Here is a 23,220-nt window from a genome sequence, read left to right on the forward strand (position 1 = left end):
GGGTGGTCAGGGTAGCTCGACCACCAGATTGCGGAACCCATCGACGGAGACCTTCGCGCCCGGCCCGATGACGCAGGTCGATTCGCGTTCCTCCACCAGCGCCGGGCCCTCGAAGCGGGCACCGGGCGCGAGGGCGTAGCGGTCATAGACCTGGCAGGGCAGCCAGCCGGCGCCCTCGAACAGCACCTCCCGCACCCCGCGGGCGGCCTTCGCGGCCTCGGTGAAGCTTTCGGTCGCGGTGTTGGCGACCTCCGCCAGCTGGATGTCGCGGCCCGGCGCCAGGCAGGCGACGCGCCAGGACAGGGCCTCGATCGGCAGGTCGGTCAGCGCCCGGCCGAAGCGTTCGCGGTAGCTGGCGAAGAAGTTCTCCCGGATTCCCGGCAGCTCGGCCGCGGTCAGCGTCATGGAGGGCAGCTTCACGGGAATCTCGAAGCCCTGGCCGACATGGCGCATGTCCGCGGCGGGCTGGGTGGTGATGCTGTCCGGCTCGGCGCCGGCTTCCAGCAGCAGGGCCCGGCCCTCCTCCGCCATCTGCGCCAGCAGGCCGTTCACATGCGCCCAGTCCAGCCGCTCCAGCCGGCCGACATGGCTGCGCACCAGATCGGTGGCCGGCGGCGCCACCAGGAAGCCGAGCGCGGAGGCGACGCCGGCGCCAAGCGGCACCAGCATGCGCTTCATCTTCAGCAGCCGCGCCAGGTCATAGGCATGGACGGGGCCGGCGCCGCCGAAGGCGATCAGCGTGTAGCGGCGCGGGTCGCGGCCCTTCTCCGCCAGATGCATGCGCGTGGCCGCCGCCATCGTCTCGTCCACGATGCGGCGGATGCCCAGCGCGGCGGTGTCGTGCGGCACGTCCAGCCGGCGGGCGATGCCGGTCTCGATGGCGCGTTGCACGGCGCCGGGGTCCAGCGCCATCTCGCCGCCGAGGAAGTATGTCGGGTCCAGCCGGCCTAGCACCAGGTCGCCATCGGTCACGGTGGGTTCCGTGCCGCCGCGGCCGTAGCAGATCGGCCCCGGCTTCGCCCCGGCGCTGCGCGGGCCGACCTTCATGAGGCCGGAGGCGGCATCGACGCGGGCGATGGAGCCGCCGCCGGCGCCGATCTCGATCATGTCCACCACCGTCACCTTCAGCGGCAGGCCGGAGCCCTTCTGGAAGCGGCGGACGCGGCCGGCCTCGAAGTCGAACTTGCGGTCGGGCGCCGCATTCTCCACCAGGCACATCTTCGCCGTGGTGCCGCCCATGTCGAAGGAGACGACATGATCCTCGCCGGTCAGGCGGGCGAGGAAGGAGGCCGCCATGGCGCCGGCGGCGGGGCCGGATTCGATCAGCCGGATGGGGAATTCCTTGGCATCCCGCACCGCCGCGATGCCGCCGCCCGAGAGCATCACATGCAGCCGCCCGGCGAAGCCCAGCGCGGCGAGGTCCGCTTCAAGCTTGTCCAGGTAGCGGCGCATCAGCGGCTGGACATAGGCGTTGGCGCAGGCGGTGCTGGTGCGCTCGAACTCCCGGATCTCCGGCGCGACGCGGGAGGAGAGGGAGACGGGCAGGGCGGGATACAGCTCCGCCACGATGGCGCCCGCCCGCACTTCGTGCCGGTCGGCGTGGTAGGCGTGCAGGAAGGCGATCGCCAGCGCCTCGATCTTTTCCTCCGTCACCAGCCGCGTGACGGCCGTGCGCACGGCGTCCTCATCCAGCGGCAGCAGCGTGGCGCCGTGGACGTCGATGCGCTCGGGGATCTCCAGGCGGCGGTGGCGCGGCACCAGGGTGGGCGGCGCTTCCAGGTACAGGTCGTAGAGGTCGTAGCGCGTTTCACGCCCGATCTCGATGACGTCGCGGAAGCCGGCGGTGGTCAGCAGGCCGACGGTGGCGCCGGTGCGCTCGATGATGGTGTTGGTCACCAGCGTGGTGCCGTGGACGATGCTGTGCAGATCGGCCGCCGCCAGCCCGGTTTCCTCCAGCAGCCGCAGCACGCCGGCGATGATCGCCTCGCTGGGGTCGTCCGGCGTGGTCAGGCGCTTGCCGGTGGCGACCAGCTTGCGGACGGGGTCGTGCAGGACGAAGTCGGTGAAGGTGCCGCCGACGTCGACACCGATGCGCGCGGTCCCGCTCATGCCTTCACCCCGTAGTCACGCATGGCCGCCTCTTCGGTGATGTAGCCGTCGCGGATATCCGCGCGCACGGCTTCGGGGTCGCGCCGCCTCGGATCGCCGAAGCCGCCGCCGCCGGGATAGAGCAAAGTCACGCGCCGCCCCGTCTCCACGCTGGTGCGGGATTTCGGATGCGGCCGGGTGCCGTCATCGATCGCGATCACCGCCGGCGCGCCGGGCCCGCCGCCGAGCAAGCCCTGCGCCGGGTGGTCGCGCCGGTCCGACAGCAGGGAAAGGCGCACGGCGGCGGGCGTGCGCACCTCGATCTCGGCCTCCTGCCCCAGCCCGCCACGGAACCGCCCGGCGCCGCCGGAATCCGGGCGCAGCTGCTTGCGCCAGACCAGCAGCGGCGCGACGCTTTCATAGGCCTCGATGGAGCCGGCGCCGACATTGGTCGGGAAGGCCGTGGTCGGCAGCCCGTCCCGGTGCGGGCTGGCGCCCATGCCGCCACTCGCAAAAAGCACCTGGGAGAAGCGGTCGCCGTTGCGGTCAAGGCCGCTGAACAGCGCTCGCATGGTGGGCGCGCCGCCGCATTCCGCCAGCACTTTGTCCGGCAGCACATCCGCCAGCGCCTTGTAGATCACGCCGGCCAGCAGATGCCCCGTCAGCTGCCGCGCGCTGCACGGCGCCGGGAAGCGCGGGTTGAGGATGGAACCCTCCGGCGCCGCGACGGTGATGGCCTGGTAGCTGCCCTCGTTGCGCGGCGTGAAGGGGTCCAGCGCGCATTTCACGGGATAGACCGAATAGGCATGGGTGTAGTTCAGCACGCAGTTGATGCCGCGGTCGATCTGCGGGGAGGTGCCGGCGAAGTCGATATGCATCGTCTCCCCGGCCACGGTGACGGCGCAGGCGATATGGGTGATGTGCTCGTCGAAGCCGTCGGCTTCCAGCGTGGCGCGGTAGATGCCGTCCGGCACCTCCGCGATGGCGCGGCGCATCGCCTGGTCGGCGCGCGCCTGCAGCGCCTCCGACAGGCCCTGCAGGTCATCGAGGCCGGTATCCTCCAGGAATTCGGCGCAGCGGCGCACCGCCACCTCGTTCGCCACCACCTGCGCCTCCAGGTCGCCCATCACCGGGCCGGGGATGCGGACATTGGCGCTGAGAAGCTCCACCAGATCCTCGTTGCGCTGCCCGGCACGGAACAGGCGGGCAGGCGGGATGCGGATGCCTTCCTCGAACAATTCCCGGCAATCGGCGGACCACAGCGCGCCGCCGACATCCGGCGAATGCGCGATGGAGCCGGCGAAGCCGACGATCCTGCCGCCATGGAAGATCGGGCTGACCGCCGTGAAGTCCGGCAGGTGGCCGGTCGCCAGGAAGGGGTCGTTGGTGATGACGCAGTCGCCGGGCTGCCAGGTCTCGATCGGGAAGCGCTGCAGGAAGGTCTTCGTCGTCTTCGGCAGGATGCAGGAGAAGGAGGCGATGCCGCCGGTGTTCTCCGAGATGGAATCGCCGTTGCGGTCCATCAGCACCGTCGCGAAGTCGTTGGATTCGCGGACGATGGTGGAAAAGGCGGTGCGCAGCAGGCCGGTTGCCGCCTCATCGGCGATGGAGATCAGGCGGCTCCAGTAGACTTCCAGCGTGATCGGATCGAAGGCTTCCAAGGCGTGGCTCCTGCATCGCGACAACGGCGTGACAGGAACGCTAGCCAGGGTGAAACAACGCGTCCAATATCAAACACGTCTGTATTGATAGGCCGTGCATATGGATCTGCGCCATCTGCGCTACTTCGTGGCGCTGGCGGAGGAGCTGCACTTCACCCGCGCGGCGCGCCGGTTGGGCATGGCGCAGCCGCCGCTGTCGCAGCAGATCCGCGCGCTGGAGGCAGAGCTGGCGACGCCCCTGCTGGAACGTGGCACGCGGCGGGTGGCGCTGACCGAGGCGGGGCGGATGTTCCTGGCCGAGGCCCGCGCCACCCTGGCCGCCGCGGCGCGGGCGGAGCTGGTGGCGCGGCGCGCCGGGCGGGGGGAGATCGGCGAGCTGCGCATCGGCCTGTTCGCCTCCGCCCCGCTGCTGCCGGCCTTCACCCGAGCCGTGCTGGCCTTCCGCGCCCGGCTGCCGGATGTGCACCTGGCGCTGAGCGAAAGCCCGACGCTGGAACAGGTGGATGCGCTGCGGCGCGGCGCGCTGGATGCCGGCTTTCTGCGCTGCCCCTCCGCCGAGACCATCCCGCCGGAGGTCGCGGCGGTGGAACTGCTGCGGGAGAGGCTGGTGGCGATGCTGCGCCGCGACCATCCGCTGGCAGCGGAGGCCGGGCCGTTGCCGGTGGCGGCGCTGCGTGGGCAGAAGCTGATCTTCTTCGCGCGGTCGGTCGGCACCACGCTGCACGCCCAGCTCGCCGCCCTGTGCCACGCCGCCGGCTTCGCGCCGGAGATCACCCAGACGGCGCGGGAGAATTCGACTCTGATCGGCCTAGTCGCGGCCGGGCTCGGCATCGCCGTGGTGCCGGAATCCCTGGCGCAGATCCAGGTGGCGGATGTGGTGCACCGCCCGCTGGACGATCCCCGCGCCACCACCAGCATCTGGCTGGCGACGCCACGCGAGGCACCCTCCGCCCTGGCGCGCGCCCTGCTGGACTGCGCCGTGCCGTTCAGCCCCGCCCGGTGAGCGCCGGGCTGGTCAACCCCGCCCGGTGACGGGCAGCAGCGCGCCGGTGATGCCGCTGGCGGCGTCCGACAGCAGGAAGGCGATGGCCTCCGCCAGCTGTGCCGGCTGCACCCACAGGGCGGGGTCGGCATCCGGCATGGCGGCGCGGTTCTGCGGCGTGTCCATGGTGCCGGGCAGCACGGCGTTCACGCGCAGGCCGGTAGGCTTCAACTCCTCCGCATGGCTTTCCACCAGGCGCAGCACGCCGGATTTCGAGGCCGAATAGGCGCCGAGCGTGCCGGGCGAGCGCAGCGCCGCCATGGCGCCGATGGCCACCAGGCTGCCGGCCCCGGCCGGGCGCATGGCGGCGATGGCGGCGGCGAAGATGTTCACGGTCGTCAGCAGGTTCAGGCGGAACATCTGCTCCCACATCGCCGGCCCGGCCTCCTCGATCGGCGCGTTGGTGAAGCCGCCGACGGTGTGGGCCACGCCGTCGAGCCGGCCGAAATGGCTGGTCACCCGCGCCACCGCGGCGGCGCAGGCGGCGGCGTCCATCAGGTCCACCCCGTCCAGGACCAGATGCGCCTCCGGCGCCGGAAGTCCGGCCACCACCTGTTCCAGCGGCGCCGCCAGGCGGTCCAGCGCGGCGATCCGGAAGCCGCGCGAGGCCAGGGCCGCGGCGGTGGCACGGCCGAGATTGCCGGCGGCGCCGGTCACGAGTGCGACCTTCATGAATGTCTCCCGAGGATACGCATGGCGAGGGTGTCGAGCAGGCCGAGGCCCAGGACGAACAAAACGGATTGCTGCAACAGCGCGGCGACCGGCAGGCCGAAGCGCTCCACCAGCCAACCCGCGGCTTCCCACAGCAGCCAGGCCAGGCCGAGCAGCAGGGCGGCGAGGGCGGCGCTGCGCCAGCTTGTGGCGAGGTTCATGGCATCGCCGCGTGGAAGACCAGCGTGTTGCCCTGGCGCAGCACGGCGCCTTCCAGCGTCACCCGGCGGCCGATCAGGTCGCGCATCGCCGGCAGGGCGGGGCCGCCCGTGGCATCGCCCAGCACCAGGAAGGCGTGGCCGGCGACCGGTGCCGTGGCGACGAAGACCGCCGGGATGCCGCCATCCAGGCACAGCGTGGCGCAGGCGCGGTGGCCGATGCCGATGCCGGGCTGCATGGCGCCGCCGGCGCATTTGCCGTCGCAGATTTCCCCGGTGATGCGCCAGCGGCCGAGCGGCTCCGGCGGCGGGACCGTGGCGACGTCATCGAGCGGGGTGGGCGGCTGGCGCAGCACCAGCATCTCGATGCTGCCACGGCGCAGCACGAAGCCTTCCGCCGCCACCATCCGGCCGCGCAGCGCGTCCCGGTCCAGCGTCGGGCCATACTTGCCGTCATCGGCCAGGATCAGCGTGCGCCCGCCGGGCAATTGCAGCAGCGGCGAGGGACCGTCCAGGATCACGCCGCGCAGCGCTTCCTCGGAGGGCAGGTCCGGCAGGCCGGGACGGCCCGGGACGGTGGCGTAGCCGGGCGGCGCCGGGTCCTGCGCCGTGGCGCCCAGCAGCAGGCCGGCGGCCGGCAGGCCGAGGCCCACCGCCAGCCCGGCGCCCAGCAGAACGCCGCGCAGGGCGCGCGGCGGGGTGGCGGCCCAGCCGATGAAGAAGTCGCCGCTCATGGCAGCACCAGCGGTTCCACGCGGGTGCCGGGCGGGTTGGGGCGGGGGTCCAGCAGCACCTGGCCTTCCTGCAGCCGCAGCCGGTAGGTGGCCAGCTTTTCCGTATAGGGCGGCGGCGCGCAGCCATCCTCCAGCCGGTACTGGAAGCCGTGCCAGGGGCAGGTGATGCAGCCATCGACCACGCGCCCCTCGCCCAGCGGCCCGTTCTGGTGGGCGCAGAGATTGGTCACCGCGGAAAGCCGGCCCTGGTGGCGGAAGATCGCCACCTTCTCGCCGCCCGGCGGCTGCACGATCACGGCGCGGCCCTCCGCGATGGCATCGGCCGGGCCGGCGAGCACCCAGGGGGCTTCGGCATGCGGCGCGGCCTCGGCCGGCGCGGGGCGGAAGGCGGCGGCCAGGTGCAGCACCACCAGCAGCGCGGCGCAGCCCGTCACCAGCAGCGCCAGGGCCGGATTGGCGGCGGATTGCAGGGAGCCGAAGGCGACATGCGCCACCACCAGCGCATAAGCCGGATAGATCGCCAGGTGCAGCGCCTTCCAGACCGGCGGCGTCAGGAACTCCAGCCAGAAATCATGGCTGGTGGCGGCCAGGGCAAACAGGATCAGCAGCGCCAGCACGCCGAGCGGCACGAAGGGCAGGCCCGGTGCCGCGCCGAGCGCCGGCTCCGTGCTCAGCATCGCCACCAGCGGCGGCGTGGCCGAATAGGCGAAATGCCAGCCCAGCACCTCCATCGCATGGGTCAGCGCCACCAGGAAGGTCACCACGCCGAGGTGCCGCCGGTTGTAGAGCAGCGGCAGGAAGCGGGCATCCAGCCGCGCCAGCGGGCCGATGGCCAGCGCCAGCGTCAGCAGCAGGAAGGCGCAGGAGCCATGGGCCGCGATCGCCAGGCTGGCGCCGTCATAGGGCCGCGCCGGGTCCTGCAGCAGCGGTCCAAGCTGCATGAAGGCCAGCAGATAGCCGAAGACCCCGGCCAGCAGCACCGCGTCATAGGCCCATTTCGCCGGCGACCAGGCGACCGGCACCTGCCGCGCGCTCATGGGGGCGCCAGGCGCCGCGGCGCCTCCTCCGGCGGGGCGGCCAGGCGCAGCGTCAGCGCGCCGCCGAGGATCAGCGGCAGCAGCAGCGCCATGGCGATCCAGATGCGCCGATGCGCCTGCTGGTGCGCCAGCCTCATCGGCCGTCTCTCAGCCAGCGCCAGGCGACCAGCGGCCAGAGCAGCGCCAGCCCCGGCAGCAGCAGCGCCCGGTGGGCGTAGGAGCCGGCGGCGGCGGGGCTGAACCGCTCCAGGCCGAACAGCAGAAAGGCCAGGCCGACGCCGACGCCGATGGCGGCATAGAGCGTCGCGGCTTCCACCAGCAGGGTGGCGGTGGCGGTGGACATCCTTCAGCCCTCGCCCGCCGCTTCCCGGGCGCGCTGCAGGTCGCCGGCCACGTCGAAGGTGCGGGCGCCGAGCTCGGGCGGCATCGCGGCCAGCCAGGGGGAGGCCGCCAGCGTCGCCTCCGCATCCGCACGGCCCTGCGCCCAGCGCTGCAACATGGTGCCGCGGCTGAACTCGTAATCCTTGGCGCTGCCCTGTTCCTCCGCCGGGCGGTAGATCAACTGCGCGATGTCCATGGTGGTGACGCACCCGTAATTGTAGAGGAACCGGCCTTCCGGCGTGTCTCGCAGCTCCTGCGGCAGTTTGTCCCACAGAGTGTTTATATTGTGCCGTACATCATGCGTCTCACGCATGATGCCTGTCGCGGCGCGGGTGCGGCTGGAATAGCGGATGTCCTTCTCCCGCTCCGTCACCTCGGACAGGTTGGTGGGCAGCGGGCCGCTGGCGTGGAAGACATCCACCTGGAAGGTCAGGCGTGACCGGCGCGGGATCTTGGTCAGCACGTATTGCAGCGGGGTGTTGGAGACCAGGCCGCCATCCCAGTAATGCTCGCCATCGATCTCGATGGCCGGGAAGCCCGGCGGCAGGGCGCCGCTGGCCATGATGTGCTCCGGCCGCAGCGGGATCGCGGCGCTGTCGAAATAGGCGAAGTTGCCGCTGCGGACATTGACGGCGCCGACCGAAAGCCGCGGCGCGTGGCGGCTGTTCAGCAGGTCGAAATCCACCAGCGCCTCCAGCGTGCCCTTCAGCGCGGCGGTGTCGTAGTAGCTGACCGGGGTCTGGCCGAGCAGCCAGCTTTCCGGCCGCAATGGCGCGAAGAAGCCGGCCTGGCCGAACAGCAGGGCGCTGGCCGCGCCCAGCTGGCGGCGCGGCCCCTCCGCCACCCAGGCGCCGATCCAGGCGGGAAACAGCGGCGGCGGCGCGGTGATCCCGTCCCAGAACCGCCGCAGCCGATCCACCCGCTGCTCCGGCGGGTTGCCGGCGATGATCGCGGCGTTGATCGCGCCGATGGAGATGCCGGCGACCCAGTCCGGCAGGTAGTCCGATTGGGCCAGCGCCTCATACACCCCGGCCTGGTAGCTGCCGAGCGCGCCGCCCCCCTGCAGCACGAGCGCCACCGTCTTGTCGTAGCTGTCCGGGCGTGGCGGTGCGGGCATCGGCTGTTCCTGGGTTCCTGTCCTGGCTTCGTGCTGGCCGAAGCGCTGGTTACGGCAAGGCTTCAATGCCCCGCCGAGGCCGCGCCGGCGCGTGAAGAGGTGGTGACATCCCCCGGCCGGTCCAGCCGCTGGCGGAAGGCGGCGATGACCAGCAGCGGCCCCGCCAGCCCCACCAGCGTCACCGCAATGACCAGCGCCGGCAAGGCCGCATAGTCGCCCCGCTCCACCACGAATACCGCATTCAGGGCGCGGGAGACGATGGCACCGGCCTGCAGCGCCAGGTTCATCAGGGAGGCCATGAGCGCGAACCAGGTGGCGCGCCGGCCCTCCGGCGCGTGCAGGGCGATCAGCGTCAGCATCGGGATCATGGCGAGCTGCGCCAGGGGGGCGGAGAAGGCGGTGTCCACCAGCCCGATGGCATGGGCGCCGAAGCCGAGATGCGCCGCGGTCCATTCATGCAGGCCGAACAGCATGCCGATGCTGGGCAGCATGAAGGCGGCGTTCAGCACCGTCAGCCAGATGAACACCGAGCCGAGCGGCCAGCGCACGATCCGCCCGCCCAGCAGCAGCGCGCCGGCGATGGCGAGCCCGGTGCCGAGTTGCCCCAGCGTGCCGAAGAAGCCCTGGCCATAGCCCAGCACGTCGATCTGCCACCATTGCAGGGCCGGCCCGGGCAGCGGCGCGGCGCGGAAGGCGAAGATGATCAGCGCCGCGGCAGCCATGGCACGGCGGGTTTCCGCCGGCACCGCCGCCACTGTCACCCGCAGCAGCGCCAGCAGCACGGCGAGGGTCAGCAGGAAGCCGATTTCCTCGGCGAAGGGCGGGCGGGTGAGGCCGATCGCGGTCATCGCCAGGCCGAAGGCGAGGCCGCCCCACAGCACCCGCGGGTCCGGCCCGTCCGCAGGCTCCGCCGCCCGGCCTTCCTCCAGCAGGAAGGCGGCGAGGAGGGCGGGCAGGGGCAGCAGGGCGGCGAGCAGGAAGATCACCTGCGCCGGCCAGATCGCCGCCAGCCAGCCGCCGGCCCCGGCCACGGCGAAGGCGCCGCCCATCAGCGCGACGCGGCCGAGCACCTGCACATCGCCGAGTTCGGCCTGCACCACCCCGGTCGGCCGCGGCGTGCCATCCGGCTCGGTGCGGTCCACCACCTCCGTCGTCATGGCATCCGCGACACTGTCCTGCACCACCAGGCCGATGACGGCGGCGAGCGAGGCGGCGACATAGGCGGTCTCGGCCGGCACGGGCGCCGTCATCCCTGCCGCGGCGGCGGCCAGCGCCAGGTTGGCGGCCACCTGCAGGGCGGCGCCCAGCAGCACATAGGCGCGACGGCGGGAGCCGAGGATCGGCACCGTGTCGACCATGTGCCCGATCACCATCTTCAGCGTCCAGGGCACCGTGAGCCAGGCGGCCAGCGCCAGCAAATCCTGCGGCGACAGGCCGAGGCTGTTGCGCACCCAGAAGGTCTCCGCGATGGCAGGGAAGCCGGCGGCGCCGGCCACCAGGTAGATCAGCAGCGGCGGCGCGGTGCGGCGGTTCAGCCGGCCGAGCGGTGCCAGCAGCCCGCGCCGTGGTGCCTCCGTCGCCTCGATCATCCGTGTCTCCCCTGCCCGTAGCGGGCCGGCCAGTGTCGGCCGGCGATCCAGCGGGTGCAACGCGGCGCGGGTTGATCTGGCGCAGCACGCCACGCCGGCGGGCATGGCAGGATGAAGCCGGATGCCGGGAGCCATCGCCATGCCGCGTCGCCTGCTGCTTGCCTGGGTTCTGGTCCTGCTGGGGGTGGGGGCGCTGCTGGCGCTGCTGGAAGCGCCGGGCGCGGCGCTGGCCTTTGCCGCCGCCGCGCTGCCGGTGGCGGCGCGGCTGGGCTGGAGCCTGGCACGGACGCTTGCCGGTGGGCGGCTGGGGGTGGATGTGGTGGCGCTGGCCGCCATCCTGGCGGCGCTTGCCCTGGGGGAGGCGGCGGCGGCGGCCGTCATCGGCCTGATGGTGGCGGGCGGCGAGGCGCTGGAGGATTGGGCGGGCGGCCGCGCCCGCCGCGCGCTGACGGCGCTGATGGCCCGCGCCCCGCGCCGCGCTGCCCGGCTGCGCGGCGAGGCGGTGGAGGATATCCCGGTGGCGGCGATCCGCCCGGGCGACCTGCTGCTGGTCCGCGCCGGGGAAGCCGTGCCGGCGGATGGGACCCTGGCGGAGGCGGAGGCGCTGCTCGACGAAAGCCCGCTGACCGGGGAGCCGATGCCGGTGCCGCTGCGCCGGGGCGCGCCGCTGCGCAGCGGGGCGGTGAATGCCGGCGCGCCGTTCCGCCTGCGTGCCAGCCGCGACGCCGAAGCCAGCACCTATGCCGCCATCCTGCGCCTGACGGCGGAGGCCGCTTCCGGCCGCGCGCCACTGGTGCGGCTGGCGGATCGATGGGCGCTGGGCTTCGTGGCGGCCACGGCGGTGCTGGCGGGCCTGGCCTGGGCGCTGAGCGGCGACCCGCTGCGGGCGCTGGCGGTGCTGGTGGTGGCGACGCCCTGCCCGCTGATCCTGGCCGCGCCGGTGGCGCTGGTGGCGGGCATCGGGCGCGCCGCGCGGCGCGGCATCGTGGTGAAAGGCGCCGGCGCGCTGGAACGCCTGGCGCAGGTGCGGACCGTGCTGTTCGACAAGACCGGCACCCTGACGCCCGGCCGGCCGCGGCTGGTGGCGGTGGATGCCGAGCCGGCGCTGGGCCGCGCCGGCGCGCTGCGCCTGGCGGCGGCGCTGGCCCAGGGCTCCACCCACCCGGTCTCCGCCGCGCTGGTGGAAGCCGCCGCCGGCCAGGGCCTGCCGCGGGCGGATGCGGTGGCGGAGGTGCCCGGCGGCGGCCTGTCCGGGCTGGTGGAGGGGAAGGCGCTGCTGCTGGGCTCCGCCCTGCTGCTGGCGGCGCGCGGCATCGACCCGGACTCCGGATTCGGCGTCTCCGCCCAGGTGTCCGCCGCGGCGGGGTCAATCGCCTGGCTGGCGGTGGAGGGCCGGGTGGTGGCCGCCTTCGTCCTGGCGGATGGGCTGCGCCAGGAAGCGCCGGCCACGGTGCGGCGGCTGCGGGCGCTGGGCGTGCGGCGGGTTGTGCTGCTCAGCGGCGACCGCGCGGCGGCGGCGGCGGCGGTCGGGCGGGCGCTGCGGCTGGATGCGGTGCTGGCGGAACAATCCCCGGCGGGGAAGGTGGCGGCGGTGCGGGCGGAAGCCGCGCGTGCGCCGACAGCCATGGTCGGCGACGGCGTGAACGACGCCCCGGCCCTGGCGGCGGCCGATCTCGGCATCGCCATGGGGGCGGCCGGCACCGCCGCGGCGGCGGAAGCCGGCGACGTGGTGCTGCTGGTGGACCGGGTGGACCGGGTGGCGGAGGCGCTGGCCATCGCCCAGCGCGCGCGGCGCATCGCCCTGCAGGCGATCTGGCTCGGCATGGGCCTGTCCGGCGCCGCCATGCTGGTTGCCGCCGCCGGCCACCTGCCGCCGCTGGCCGGCGCCCTGGTGCAGGAGGCGATCGACGTGCTGGCGATTCTCTATGCGCTGACCGCGCTGCGCCCGGGCCGGGCGGAGGCGGCGGCGGCCCTGCCGGCGGAGGCCGGGCTCGGCGCGCGCCAGGCCGAACATGCCGGGCTGCGGGAGCTGGCCGATGCGCTGCGCGCGGCGGCCGAGACGCCGGGGCCGGCGGTGCTGGCGGCGCTGGAAGCGCGGCTGCGCCACGAAGTACTGCCGCACCAGGCGGCGGAGGAGGCGGATCTCTATCCCGCCGCGGCGCGTCGCCTGGGCGGGCAGGACCCGATGGCGCCGCTGATCCGCATGCATGCCGAGATCGAAGCCCTGGCCGCCCGGCTGGCCGCGCTGCTGGCCCTGGCGGGGCGGGAGGGCTGGGCGATGGCGGCGCCGGAGCTGCGCCGCACCCTGTTCGCGCTGGAGGCGCTGCTGCGCCTGCACCTGACGGTGGAGGAGGAGATGCTGGCGGGGCTGGGCTGACTCAGGCGCGGGCGGGTATTGCGCCGTCGGGCTGGATCCCGCCGTCCCGCCAGCCAGGCCAAGCCGGGCGTCGCCGTCCAGCGGACCATGGCGAAGCAACCGGAGGCCCAGGCCACCCTCGCGGCTGGCACGGCCGCCGCGCCATCAACCCGGCGGCAGCCGGTCCCGCAGCCGCGTCGCCGGGTGGCCGAGGAAGCGGTCGATCGGCATCGGCACCTCCCAGGACCGCTGCACCGCCTCCAGCAGATGGTCGCGGATCGGGTCCAGCCGCGCCGCCACCTCGGCCGCGTCGCGCCGCAAATCCTTGGACAGGGCGTGCACGGTGCGGGCCAGCGCCGCCAGGTCGAAGCCGGTGGGCTGGCCGTCCTGCACCAGCACGCGGCCATCGACGATCACGCTGCGCACGCCGCGCCCGGCTTCCGTATAGACCACCTGCCGCGCGGCGCTGTTCAGCGGCAGGTAGGAGGGATCGTCCAGGTCCAGCAGCACCAGGTCGGCCAGCATCCCCGGCCGCAAATGGCCCAGATCCCCCGCCAGCCCGGCCGGCAGCGCGGCGCCGGTGCAGGCGGCGCGCAGCGCATCCGCCGCATGCGGCCGGCCCGGCATCGGGTCGCCGATCGCGGCCAGGCCGCAGAACATCTTCATCGCCTGGAACATGTTCTGCGCGTCGGAGCAGGAGCAGTTGTCGCAGCCGAGGCCGATGTTCACCCCGGCCCCCAGCAGGTCGCGGAAGGGCGCCACGCCGCTGCGGGTCTTGAGATTGCCGACCGGGTTCAGCGCCACGCTGGTGCCGGTCTCCGCGATCAGCGCGATCTCGGCCTCCGTCAGCCAGACCGAATGCGCCAGGCTGGTGCGCGGGCCGAGCAGGCCGCAATCCGCCAGGTAGCGCACCTGGCTGCCGCCATGCGCGGCCAGGTGCTGCAGGCCGTGCACCGCCATGGCGCGGCTTTCGTTCACATGGATGTAGACCGGCAGCGCATGGTCGCGGCTGGCCTCGCCCAGCTTCTCCAGCGTGCCGCGCGCCAGGCGCTCGGGGGCGGAGGGGCCGAGGCCGAAGGTGATGCGCTTGTAGCGGTTGCGATGCGGCGCGATGGCCGCCAGCAGCCGCGCGACGATATCCTCCCCCGGCGGGAACAGCGGGCCGGCCGGGCCGGGGATGCGCCACTGCTCGGCCTCGGGGATCGTCTCCCGCCAGAAGGGCGTGGCGTCCAGCAGGTTCACCTCGGTGAAGTGCGGCGCGAAGACGCAGCGGATGCCGATGCTGTCATAGGCTTCCAGCACCGCCGCCATGTCCGCTTCGTCGTAGGGGTGGATGCGGTCCATGTCCTGCACGGTGGTGATGCCGGAGAACAGGCATTCCACCGCGCCGATCAGCGTGCGCGCCACCAGCTCCTCCCGGCTTCGGCGCGGGTAGGAGGGGGGCAGGGCGTACAGGCCCCACAGCTCCAGCGGAATCGCCTCGAAGGCGCCTTTCAGCAGCGTGTCGTGGGAATGGTAGTGGGCGTTCTGGAAGCCGGGCAGCGCCAGCCGGCGGCTTCCGTCGATCCGCGCGGCGCTGGCCACGGCGGCGCGCCAGGGATGCGTCGCATCGGCCCGCGCCGCCGCCGCCAGGCCCGGTGCCACGGCGGCGATGCGGTTGCCCTGGATGAGGATGTCGGCGGTGGCGGGGCGGTCCGTGTCGCCGTCATGGTCATAGACGGCGGCGCCCTCGATCAGCAGGCCGGATGAGGCGGCGGCGGGTGCGGACATGCGCTTCGGGCCTTGCAGGATCACTGGATCCAGTTTGTGATGGCGCGCCGCCCCGGTCCAGGGGTGGCGTGGCAGGGGATCGGCATGGCTAGGCTTCAGCTCACCTTCGCCTGCGGCGGCTACGACCGGGTGCGCGCGCTGATGGATGGCCGCGTGGCGGTGGAAGGCGTGGACCTGCAGGTCTTCCCGCTGGAGCCGGAGGAATGCTTCGCCCGTGCCTTTCGCAGCCAGGATTTCGACATCACGGAGCTGTCCGGCAGCAGCCATCTGCTGACCACGGCGCGCGGCGACGCGCACTACGTCGGCATCCCGGCCTTCGTCTCCCGCGTCTTCCGCCATTCCGCCTTCTACATCCGCACCGACCGCGGCATCAGCGGCCCCGAGGACCTGCGCGGCCGCACCATCGGCCTGCCGGAGTATCAGATGACCGCCTGCCTCTGGGCGCGCGGAATCCTGTCGGACACCTATGGCGTGCCGGCGGAGGCGGTGCATTGGCGCAATGGCGGGCAGGAACAGCCGGGCCGGACGGAACGCACCGCCATCACCCTGCCGGCGCGGATCGACCTGCAACCCATCCCGGCCGGCAAGACGCTGTCCGGCATGCTGGAATCGGGCGAGCTGGATGCGCTGGTCACCGCCCGCGCGCCCTCCTGCTTCGTGCGCGGCGCGCCGCATGTGGGGCGGCTGTTCCCGGATTTCCGCGCGGCGGAGGAAGCCTGGTTCCGCCGCACCGGGATGTTCCCCATCATGCATCTGATCGGCATCCGCCGCAGCCTGGTGGAACGCCATCCCTGGCTGGCCGCCAGCGTGATGAAGGCCTTCGAGCAGTCCCGCGCCATCGCCCTGCATGAGCTGTCGCAGGTCGGCACGCTGTTCACCGCGCTGCCCTGGTTGGCGGATGACCTGGCGCGCGCCCAGGCGGTGATGGGGCCGGATTACTGGCGCTACGGCGTCGGCCCCAACCGACCGGAACTGGCCGCCATGGTGCGCTGGGCGCGCGAACAGGGGCTGATCGACCACGACATGCCGGTGGAGGCGATGTTCGCCGCCGCCACGCTCGACCCCGCGCGGATCTGAGCGGTGGTGGACGCGCCGGCAATGTCCGGACATAATGACCGGGCACGAAGAGGGCAGCCAACGCCCCGATGCCACACGGTCCCGAGGCTTCTCCAACCGTCGAGGACGACATGCCCATGACCCATGCCATCACCCGTCGCGGCGTCGCCGCGCTGGTCACCCGTGGCGGCCTCGCCGCGCTGGCCACCGGCGCGCTGGCCGCGCCGGCCCTCGCCCAGGGCCGCTTCCCGTCGCGTGACCTGACCTGGCTGGTCTATCAATCCCCGGGCGGATCGATCGACGTCACCACCCGCACCATCCAGCCCTTCCTGGAAGCGCGCGGCTTCAAGTCGCAGCTGGAATACGCCACCGGCGCCGGTGGCCGCGTGGCGCGCAGCAAGCTGGCCAGCAACCGCGCCGATGGCCACACCATCATGACGGAAGTGGCCCCCGGCGTTTCCGTGGACACGGCGATGTTCGAGGTGCCCTACACCGCCACCAGCTTCGCACCGATCTATGGCTGGCAGTCCAGCGGCGGGCAGCTCAATGTCAAGAAGGACAGCCCGATCCGCAGCATGGCGGATTTCGCCGCGGAGTGCCGCAAGCGCCGCGTCGTCGTCGCCTCCATCGGCCGTGGCGGCGCGCACCACCTGCAATTGCTGGCGCTGCGCCGCGACCTGGGCGTGCCCTTCGACATCGCGCATTTCTCCGGCAGCTCCGCCGCCTATGCGCAGGTGATCGGCGGGCATGTGGATGCCTCCATCGGCGGCCCCGCCTCCGGCTCCCGCGCGCTGGACAACCTGCACATCATCGGCGTGTTCGAGCCGACGCGCGCCAAGGCGCTGCCGGACCACCCGACGGTGACGGAACAGGGGCTGACCATCCAGCTGGTGCCGCAGCTGTTCTTCGCCTCCATCCGCGCCAGCGTTGCGGCGGACCGCCGCGCCGCGCTGACCACCGCCTTCCGAGAAGCCTTCAAGGAGGCCGAGCTGATCGCGCGCATGAACCGCCAGGGCGAGTTCCCGGTGCTGATGGAGCCGGAGCGCATCACCGAGATCCTGGCCGCGGAGACCACCCTGGTGGCGAGCTTCAAGGACGAGCTGAAGGCCTGAGCCGCCGATGGACCGCGCGCGCTGGCCGGGGCTGGCCTTCGGGGCCTTCCTGCTGCTGATCCTCGGCCATGTCGCGGCCACCGGCCTTCGGGCGCGCGGCATCTCCGGCCTGTTCCCGGCGGTGGTGGGCGGCTTCGGCGCGCTGCTGGCGCTGCTGAACCTGACGCAGCTGGCGCTGGGCCGCGCCCCGGCGCCGGAGGGCGATGCGCCGCGCGGGGCGGAGGCGGCCTGGGCGCTCGGGCTCTCCGTCGGCGTGCCGACGCTCTATGCCCTGCTGCTGTGGCTGCTCGGCTTCTGGGTGGCCTCCGGCGCCGTGCTGCTGGCCTTGCCCTGGGTGCTGGGCTACCGGCGCCCCTTCGTCATCCTGGCGATCGGCGCGGCGACGCTGGTGCTCTCCGACCTTGTCTTCGTCGAGGTCTTCGACATGCGGCTGCCGCTCGGCCTGGTGGGCGAGGCGCTGCGTGAGTCCTGGCAGGCGGAGTAGCGGCGGATGATCGACAATTTGCTGCTCGGCTTCTCCGTCGCGCTGCACTGGGACCAGCTGCTGTTCATGCTGCTGGGCACGCTGGGCGGCATGTGGGTGGGCGTGATTCCGGGGCTCGGGCCGATCACCGCCATGGCGCTGCTGATCCCCTTCACCTTCACCATGGACCCGCTTTCGGCGCTGCTGATGCTGGCCTCCATCTCGGCCGCGGCGAATTGCAGCGGGTCCTTCACCTCCATCCTGCTGAACGTGCCGGGGGAGAGCACGGCGGCCGCCACCTGCTTCGACGGCTACCCGATGTCCCGCCAGGGCCGCGCGCGCGTCGCCATCGGCCTGTCCATCGGCGCCAGCCTGTTCGGCGCGCTGGCTGGCATGCTGGCGGTGATCGCGCTGACGCAGCCGCTGCTGGCGCTGGCCAAGGCGTTCAGCCCGGCGGAGTATTTCGCCCTGGCCGTGCTCGGCCTTTCGGTGGTCGCGGTGCTGAGCCGGGAGGCCCCGGTGCAGGGCATCATCATGGCGGCGCTGGGCCTGTGCCTGTCCTTCGTCGGCGTCGACAGCGTGGTGGGGGAGGTGCGCTTCGCCTTTGGCGTGCTGGAACTGCAATCAGGCATCGGGCTGGTGCCGGTGACGGTGGGGCTGTTCGCCGTCTCCGAGATCATCGGCTGGATCGTGACGCGGGAACGGGTTTCCCAGGTTGGGGAACTGACCGGCAGCGTGATGCAGGGCGTGGTGGACACCTTCCGCTACCCGGTGGCGCTGGTGCGGTCCACGCTGCTGGGCATCGGCATCGGCATCACCCCGGGCGTCGGCGCCGTGGCCGCCAGCTTCCTGGCCTATGCGGTGGAGAAGCGGGCGTCGCGCACGCCGGAACGCTTCGGCCAGGGCGCGCCGGAAGGCGTGATCGCGCCGGAGGCGGCGAACAACAGCGCGGTCTGCGCCAGCCTGGTGCCGGCGCTGACGCTGGGGATTCCCGGTGGCGCGACCTCCGCCCTGCTGCTGGTGGCGCTGACCATCCACGGGCTGCGGCCGGGCACCATGCTGTTCACCAGCCAGCCGGACCTGATCTGGGGCTTCTTCGCCGGGCTGATGATCGGCGCGCTGATGTTCGCCGCCATGGGGCTGCTGATGACGAACCTGTTCGCCAAGGTGACGCTGGTGCGGGCGGAGATCCTGGCGCCGGTCTTCCTGGTGGTCAGCTTCGCCGGCGTCTATGCGCAGGAACAGCGGCTGTTCGACGTGTTCCTGGCCGTGGGCTTCGGCATCTTCGGCTATCTGGCGCGGCGCTTCGGCTACCCGGTGGTGCCGCTGGTGATCGGGCTGGTGCTGGGCACGCTGGCGGAGACCTCCTTCCACCAGGGGCTGACGATCGCCGGCGGCGATGTCGGCTCGATGCTGCTGCGGCCGGGCACGGCGGGGCTGCTGGGCGCCGCGCTGCTGCTGGTGGCCTGGACCGTCTGGGGCGCGCTGCGGGATCGCCGGGCATGATGCTGCTGATCCAGGGCGCGCTGGTGCTGGCGGAGGCCGCGGCGCCGCCACAGCGGGCCGATATCCTGGTGCGCGAAGGCCGCATCCTCGCCGTGGCGCCGGGGCTGGACGACCCCGCGCACCCGGCCCGCGCCGGCCTGCCGCCGCCGGACCGCGTGATCGATGCGCGGCGCCGCCTGGCGATGCCGGGCCTGGTCAACGCGCACTACCATTCCCACGACGTGCTGCTGAAGGGCATGTTCGAGCCGCTGCCGCTGGAACAGTGGAACCTGCTGGCGCTGCCGCCGGGCTATCCGCGCCGGCCACGCGAGGAGCTGCGGCTGCGCACGCTGCTGGGCGCCGCGGAATGCCTGCGCAGCGGCATCACCACCGTGCAGGACATGAACCGGCTGCACCCCTTCGACGAGGACGACCTGGACCTGGTGCTGGACTGCTACCGGCAGGTCGGGCTGCGCGTGGTCTTCGCGCCGCATTTCTCGGAAGTGCCGCCGACCGAGACCATCCCCTTCCTGGCCGATTGCGTGCCGGAGGCGGAGCGCTGGCGGCTTTCCGGCGGCTTGCCGCTGGTGCCGCGCGGCACGGATGCGCTGGACCGCATCGCCGCCGCGATCGCGGCGCGGCAGACCCCGGATGGGCTGGTGAGCTTCGCGCTCGGCCCCTCCGCGCCGGAGCGGGTGCGGCCGGCGACGCTGCGGCGCATCGCGGATGTCTCCGCCCGGCTGGGCATCCCGGTCTTCACCCATCTGTACGAAAGCCGCGCCACCGTGGTGCATGCCCGCCACGCGGCGCCGGAGGGCTCGCTGGTGGCGCAGCTGCGGCAGGCCGGGCTGCTCGGCCCGCAACTGGCGCTGGCGCATTGCGTCTGGCTGAGCCAGGCGGAAATCGAGGCGGTGGCGCAATCCGGCACGCATGTGGTGCTGAACCCGGTCGGCAACCTCAAGACGCGCAGCGGCATCGCGCCGGTGAAGGCGCTGCGGCGCGCGGGCGCTGCGCTGGCGCTGGGGGCGGACAACTGCTCCTGCTCCGACTCGCAGAACCTGTTCCAGGTGATGAAGGCCTTCTGCACGCTGCCCGCCGTGTCCGACGACCCGGACGAGGATCCGCCCGCGGCGGCCGATGCGCTGCAGGCCGCGACGGAAGGCGGTGCGCGGGCGCTGGGGCTGGGCGGGCAGGTGGGTGCGATCCGGCCCGGGATGCGCGCGGACATCGTGCTGCTGGACCTGACGGACCCCTGCCTGGTGCCGCTGAACAGCGCGGTGCGGCAGGTGGTCTTCGCCGAGTCCGGCCGCGCCGTGCGCACTGTGCTGGTGGAGGGGCGCGTGGTGGTGGAGGAAGGCCGGCTGGTGGCCTTCGACGAAGCCACCCTGGCCGAGGAAGCCGCCGCGCTGATGCCGGCGCTGCGGGCGGATGCGGATGCGGTGCGGGCGCGTCTGGCGCCGATCTTTCCGATGGTGCAACAGGCCAACAGCCGGGCCTGGGCGGAGAAGGTGCCGCTGTGGCGCTATGCCGGCACCTGCCCGGTCTGTGCGCCGGGCAGGTTGCGGGCGGAGCCGGCATGACCGGCGCGCGGCTGGAGGACCTGCCGCTGCTGACCGGGCAGGGTCGCTTCTTTGCCGATGCGCCGGCGCCGCCCGGCACGCTGCACTTGGCCTTCCACCGCAGCCCGCACGCCCATGCGCGCATCCTGACCCTCGATACTGCGGCGGCGCTGGCCACGCCCGGCGTGGTCGCCGTGCTGGCCGGCGCGGATCTGCTGGCGGACGGCATCGGCGGCATCCCGTGGGAGGTTCGGCCCCCGGGTGCGCCCGCCGACTGGCCGCTGGGCGATGCCCGTGCCGCGGCGCCGCAGCCGGCCATGCCGGCGGACATCGTGCGCTTCGTGGGCGAGGCCGTGGCCGCCGTGCTGGCGGAAACCCCCGCCGCGGCGCGGGATGGGGCGGAGGCGGTGCTGGTGGACTGGCAGGACCTGCCCGCCACTGCCACCACGGCGGCCGCCGCCGCCCCCGGCGCGCCGCTGGTCTGGGCGGATCGGCCGGGCAATTGCGCCTTCACCATCGAGACCGGGGATGCCGCCGCCACCGCTTCCGCCTTCGCCGCCGCCGCGCAGGTGGTGGCGCTGGACCTGGTGAATCCGCGCATGGCGGGCGTGCCGCTGGAACCGCGGGGCGCGCTGGCCACGCCGCTGGACGCCGGCCGCTTCGCGCTGTGGACGCCGGCGGGCAAGCCGCACCCGCTGCGCGACACGCTGTGCGACGCGGTGCTGCACTGGCCGCGGACGAAGCTGCGCGTGCAGGTCGGCCATATCGGCGGCGGCTTCGGCGTGAAGAACGTGCTGTACCCCGAACAGGTGGTGGCGCTGTGGGCGGCGTCCCGCCTCGGCCGCCCGGTGCGCTGGGCGGGCGACCGCAGCGAGGCCTTCCTGTCCGACATCCAGGGGCGCGACCAGGTGAACCGCGCGGCGCTGGCGCTGGATGCGGCAGGGCGCATCCTGGCGCTGCGGCTGCATTCGCTGGCCGGGCTCGGCGCCTATCTCGCGCCGCGCGGCGTGGTGCCGCCGCTGCATGGGCTGAAGATCCTCGCCGGCTGCTACCGCGTGCCGGTGGCGCATGCGGTGGTGCAGGGCATCCACAGCCATGCCGCGCCCACCTGTTCCTTCCGCGGCGCCGGCCAGCCGGAGGTGCTGTTCGTGGTGGAGCGGCTGATGGATGCCGCCGCCGCCCAGCTGGGGCTGAACCCGGCGGAGCTGCGCCGCCGCAACCTGCTGCGGCCGGAGGAACTGCCGGCGGAGACGGTGGGCCATGCGCATTACGACGCGATGGACCTGCCGGCGATGCTCGACGCCGCCCTGGCCGAGGATGGGTTCGCCGCACGGCGCGCGGCCGCGGTGGCGCGCGGCCGGCTGCTGGGCCGCGGGCTTTCGGCCGCGATCGAGGCCTGCGGCTTCGGCTTTGCGGAGGCAGCGGCGCTGCGCGTGCAGCCGGATGGCGGGGTGCGGCTGCTGATCGGCACGCAATCCTCCGGCCAGGGCCACGCCACCACCTATGCGCGGCTGGTGGCGGGGGTGCTGGGCGTGGCGCCGGAGGCGGTGACCGTGGTGCAGGGCGACACGGATGCGATCGCGGAGGGCAATGGCACCGGCGCCTGCCGTTCGCTGACCGTGGGCGGCGCCGCGGTGCGGCTGGCGGCGGAGGCGGTGCGGGACCGCGCCCGCTTGCTCGCCGCCACGGCGCTGGAAGCCGACCCGCAGGACCTGGTGCAGCAGGGTGCGGACTGGGTCGTGGCCGGCACCGACCGCCGCATCGGCTTCGCCATGCTGGCGGCGCGCGCGGCGGGCGCGCTGGATGCGGAGGGCCGGTTCGCGCCGCGCGACTACACCTATCCCGCCGGCATGCATGTGGCGGAGGTGGAGGTGGACCCGGAGACGGGGGAGGTGGCGCTGACGCGCTACGCCGCGATCCATGATGTCGGCCGCGCCGTCAGCCCCGCCATCGTGCGCGGCCAGTTGCAGGGCGGCGTCGCGCTCGGCATCGGCCAGGCGCTGGGGGAGGTGGTGCGGCACGATGCGACGGGGCAGGTGCTGACGGCGTCGCTGATGGACTACCGCGTGCTGCGCGCGGCGGACCTGCCCGACCTGCCGGTGCGGCTGATGGGCGCGCCCACGGCGCTGAACCCGGTCGGCGCGAAAAGCGTCGGCGAGGCCGGGCCGGTGGCGGCGCCGCCGGCGCTGGTGGAAGCGGCGCTCGACGCGCTGCGGCCGCTGGGCGTCCGCCACCTCGACATGCCGCTGACGGCGGAGACGGTGTGGCGGGCGATGCGGGCCGGTTCAGGGCCGGCCCCGATGGACGCTCTTAGCCGAAGATCCTGACGCCGCACGCGCGTTCCATCCAGCGGCCGAAGCGGAACTTCATCTCCGGCCCGTCGATCGGCGGCGCGGGGATCTTGCGGCCCAGCGCCTCCACCTCCAGCACGAAAAGGCCGTGGCCGGGCGCGCGCAGCATCTCCAGCCCGCCGACCAGGTCCTGCACCGTCTCGAACTGCGCCGCGCGCTGCACGCCCAGCGCGCGCGCCATGGCCGGGTAGTCGTTGTGCGCCGCGTTCGGCAGGGAGGCGTCGAAGGTGGAGCCATAGGCGCGGTTGGAGACGACGAGATGCTTCAGGTTCGGCAGATCCATCTGCCGTTCCACCATCAGCGTGCCCGGGTTCATCACCAGCGCGCCGTCACCGTTCAGCACCCAGACGTCGCGCTGCGGCACGGCCATCGCGATGCCGGCGCCGAACATGGGCGCGAGCGACATGCTGGCCTCCAGGTAGAAGACGCTGTCGCGGTCCTGCGTCAGGCCCCACCACATCTCGCTGGCATTGCCGGCGGACAGGATCACGATCTCGTCGCGCCGCGCGTCGATCAGCGCCTGGAAGGCCGCTTCCATGCTCATGGCCAT

Annotated in this window: 20 protein-coding genes; 8 read left to right on the forward strand and 12 right to left on the reverse strand. The window is 73.2% G+C overall.

Features of this window, described 5'->3' with window-relative positions:
- Nucleotides 1-6 precede the first annotated feature (6 nt).
- Nucleotides 7-2,109 carry a hydantoinase/oxoprolinase family protein gene (locus HEQ75_RS11285; RefSeq protein ID WP_168030427.1) on the reverse strand — a complete coding sequence of 701 codons (2,103 nt, stop codon included), beginning with the start codon at nucleotides 2,107-2,109 and terminating at the stop codon, nucleotides 7-9.
- Complete coding sequence (locus HEQ75_RS11290; RefSeq protein ID WP_168030429.1) at nucleotides 2,106-3,749, reverse strand: hydantoinase B/oxoprolinase family protein; 1,644 nt, start codon at nucleotides 3,747-3,749, stop codon at nucleotides 2,106-2,108. The genes HEQ75_RS11285 and HEQ75_RS11290 overlap by 4 nt, the downstream gene beginning before the upstream one ends.
- Nucleotides 3,750-3,849: 100 nt before the next feature.
- Between HEQ75_RS11290 and HEQ75_RS11295 the strand changes: the two genes are divergently transcribed.
- Nucleotides 3,850-4,752, forward strand: coding sequence for a LysR substrate-binding domain-containing protein (locus tag HEQ75_RS11295; protein WP_168030431.1), 903 nt, complete (start codon nucleotides 3,850-3,852; stop codon nucleotides 4,750-4,752).
- Nucleotides 4,753-4,764: 12 nt separating this feature from the next.
- Here HEQ75_RS11295 and HEQ75_RS11300 read toward each other — a convergent pair whose 3' ends face one another.
- From HEQ75_RS11300 to HEQ75_RS11335, 8 genes are all read right to left on the reverse strand, one after another.
- Nucleotides 4,765-5,463, reverse strand: a complete 699-nt coding sequence (locus HEQ75_RS11300) for an SDR family NAD(P)-dependent oxidoreductase (RefSeq protein WP_168030433.1) — start codon at nucleotides 5,461-5,463, stop codon at nucleotides 4,765-4,767.
- Nucleotides 5,460-5,663: a hypothetical protein gene (locus HEQ75_RS11305; RefSeq protein ID WP_168030435.1), complete on the reverse strand. Its 204-nt coding sequence runs from the start codon at nucleotides 5,661-5,663 to the stop codon at nucleotides 5,460-5,462. The genes HEQ75_RS11300 and HEQ75_RS11305 overlap by 4 nt, the downstream gene beginning before the upstream one ends.
- Entirely contained in the window at nucleotides 5,660-6,394 is a 735-nt protein-coding gene (locus HEQ75_RS11310) for a hypothetical protein (RefSeq protein ID WP_168030438.1), read from the reverse strand. The genes HEQ75_RS11305 and HEQ75_RS11310 overlap by 4 nt, the downstream gene beginning before the upstream one ends.
- Complete coding sequence (locus tag HEQ75_RS11315; protein ID WP_168030448.1) at nucleotides 6,391-7,431, reverse strand: Rieske 2Fe-2S domain-containing protein; 1,041 nt, start codon at nucleotides 7,429-7,431, stop codon at nucleotides 6,391-6,393. The genes HEQ75_RS11310 and HEQ75_RS11315 overlap by 4 nt, the downstream gene beginning before the upstream one ends.
- Nucleotides 7,428-7,568, reverse strand: a complete 141-nt coding sequence (locus HEQ75_RS11320) for a hypothetical protein (protein ID WP_168030450.1) — start codon at nucleotides 7,566-7,568, stop codon at nucleotides 7,428-7,430. The genes HEQ75_RS11315 and HEQ75_RS11320 overlap by 4 nt, the downstream gene beginning before the upstream one ends.
- Nucleotides 7,565-7,774 carry a hypothetical protein gene (locus HEQ75_RS11325; RefSeq protein ID WP_168030452.1) on the reverse strand — a complete coding sequence of 70 codons (210 nt, stop codon included), beginning with the start codon at nucleotides 7,772-7,774 and terminating at the stop codon, nucleotides 7,565-7,567. Before HEQ75_RS11325 ends, HEQ75_RS11320 begins: the two co-directional genes overlap by 4 nt.
- 3 nt (nucleotides 7,775-7,777) lie before the next feature.
- Nucleotides 7,778-8,929, reverse strand: coding sequence for a DUF3734 domain-containing protein (locus tag HEQ75_RS11330; protein WP_168030455.1), 1,152 nt, complete (start codon nucleotides 8,927-8,929; stop codon nucleotides 7,778-7,780).
- Nucleotides 8,930-8,991: 62 nt separating this feature from the next.
- Nucleotides 8,992-10,518 (reverse strand): folate/biopterin family MFS transporter, encoded by a 1,527-nt coding sequence (locus HEQ75_RS11335; RefSeq protein WP_168030458.1) that lies wholly within the window; start codon nucleotides 10,516-10,518, stop codon nucleotides 8,992-8,994.
- Nucleotides 10,519-10,657: 139 nt separating this feature from the next.
- On the opposite strand from HEQ75_RS11335, the gene HEQ75_RS11340 reads away from it, so the two are divergent.
- Nucleotides 10,658-12,895, forward strand: a complete 2,238-nt coding sequence (locus tag HEQ75_RS11340; protein WP_168030460.1) for a heavy metal translocating P-type ATPase — start codon at nucleotides 10,658-10,660, stop codon at nucleotides 12,893-12,895.
- A 144-nt stretch (nucleotides 12,896-13,039) separates the two neighbouring features.
- Here the strand turns inward: HEQ75_RS11340 and HEQ75_RS11345 are convergent, their stop codons facing one another.
- The gene (locus tag HEQ75_RS11345; protein ID WP_168030472.1) at nucleotides 13,040-14,644 is read right to left on the reverse strand and encodes an amidohydrolase family protein; all 1,605 of its coding nucleotides are present in this window, start codon (nucleotides 14,642-14,644) and stop codon (nucleotides 13,040-13,042) included.
- A gap of 84 nt (nucleotides 14,645-14,728) precedes the next feature.
- Here HEQ75_RS11345 and HEQ75_RS11350 point away from each other — a divergent pair, with 84 nt between their 5' ends.
- The 6 genes from HEQ75_RS11350 (at nucleotide 14,729) to HEQ75_RS11375 (ending at nucleotide 22,646) form a co-directional block, all read left to right on the forward strand.
- Complete coding sequence (locus HEQ75_RS11350) at nucleotides 14,729-15,721, forward strand: substrate-binding domain-containing protein (RefSeq protein WP_168030474.1); 993 nt, start codon at nucleotides 14,729-14,731, stop codon at nucleotides 15,719-15,721.
- 116 nt (nucleotides 15,722-15,837) lie between these two features.
- On the forward strand, nucleotides 15,838-16,812 hold the full coding sequence (locus tag HEQ75_RS11355) for a Bug family tripartite tricarboxylate transporter substrate binding protein (protein ID WP_168030476.1): 975 nt from the start codon (nucleotides 15,838-15,840) through the stop codon (nucleotides 16,810-16,812).
- 7 nt (nucleotides 16,813-16,819) lie between these two features.
- Complete coding sequence (locus HEQ75_RS11360) at nucleotides 16,820-17,296, forward strand: tripartite tricarboxylate transporter TctB family protein (RefSeq protein WP_168030478.1); 477 nt, start codon at nucleotides 16,820-16,822, stop codon at nucleotides 17,294-17,296.
- A gap of 6 nt (nucleotides 17,297-17,302) precedes the next feature.
- Entirely contained in the window at nucleotides 17,303-18,781 is a 1,479-nt protein-coding gene (locus HEQ75_RS11365; RefSeq protein ID WP_168030480.1) for a tripartite tricarboxylate transporter permease, read from the forward strand.
- On the forward strand, nucleotides 18,778-20,340 hold the full coding sequence (locus tag HEQ75_RS11370) for an amidohydrolase family protein (protein WP_168030484.1): 1,563 nt from the start codon (nucleotides 18,778-18,780) through the stop codon (nucleotides 20,338-20,340). Before HEQ75_RS11365 ends, HEQ75_RS11370 begins: the two co-directional genes overlap by 4 nt.
- Nucleotides 20,337-22,646: a xanthine dehydrogenase family protein molybdopterin-binding subunit gene (locus HEQ75_RS11375; RefSeq protein WP_168030485.1), complete on the forward strand. Its 2,310-nt coding sequence runs from the start codon at nucleotides 20,337-20,339 to the stop codon at nucleotides 22,644-22,646. Before HEQ75_RS11370 ends, HEQ75_RS11375 begins: the two co-directional genes overlap by 4 nt.
- Here the strand turns inward: HEQ75_RS11375 and HEQ75_RS11380 are convergent.
- On the reverse strand, nucleotides 22,630-23,214 hold the full coding sequence (locus HEQ75_RS11380) for a thiamine pyrophosphate-dependent enzyme (protein ID WP_168030486.1): 585 nt from the start codon (nucleotides 23,212-23,214) through the stop codon (nucleotides 22,630-22,632). The genes HEQ75_RS11375 and HEQ75_RS11380 overlap by 17 nt on opposite strands.
- Between the last annotated feature and the right edge of the window lie 6 nt (nucleotides 23,215-23,220).

The sequence above is a fragment of the Falsiroseomonas selenitidurans genome (assembly GCF_012103215.1).
Classification (GTDB): domain Bacteria; phylum Pseudomonadota; class Alphaproteobacteria; order Acetobacterales; family Acetobacteraceae; genus Falsiroseomonas; species Falsiroseomonas selenitidurans.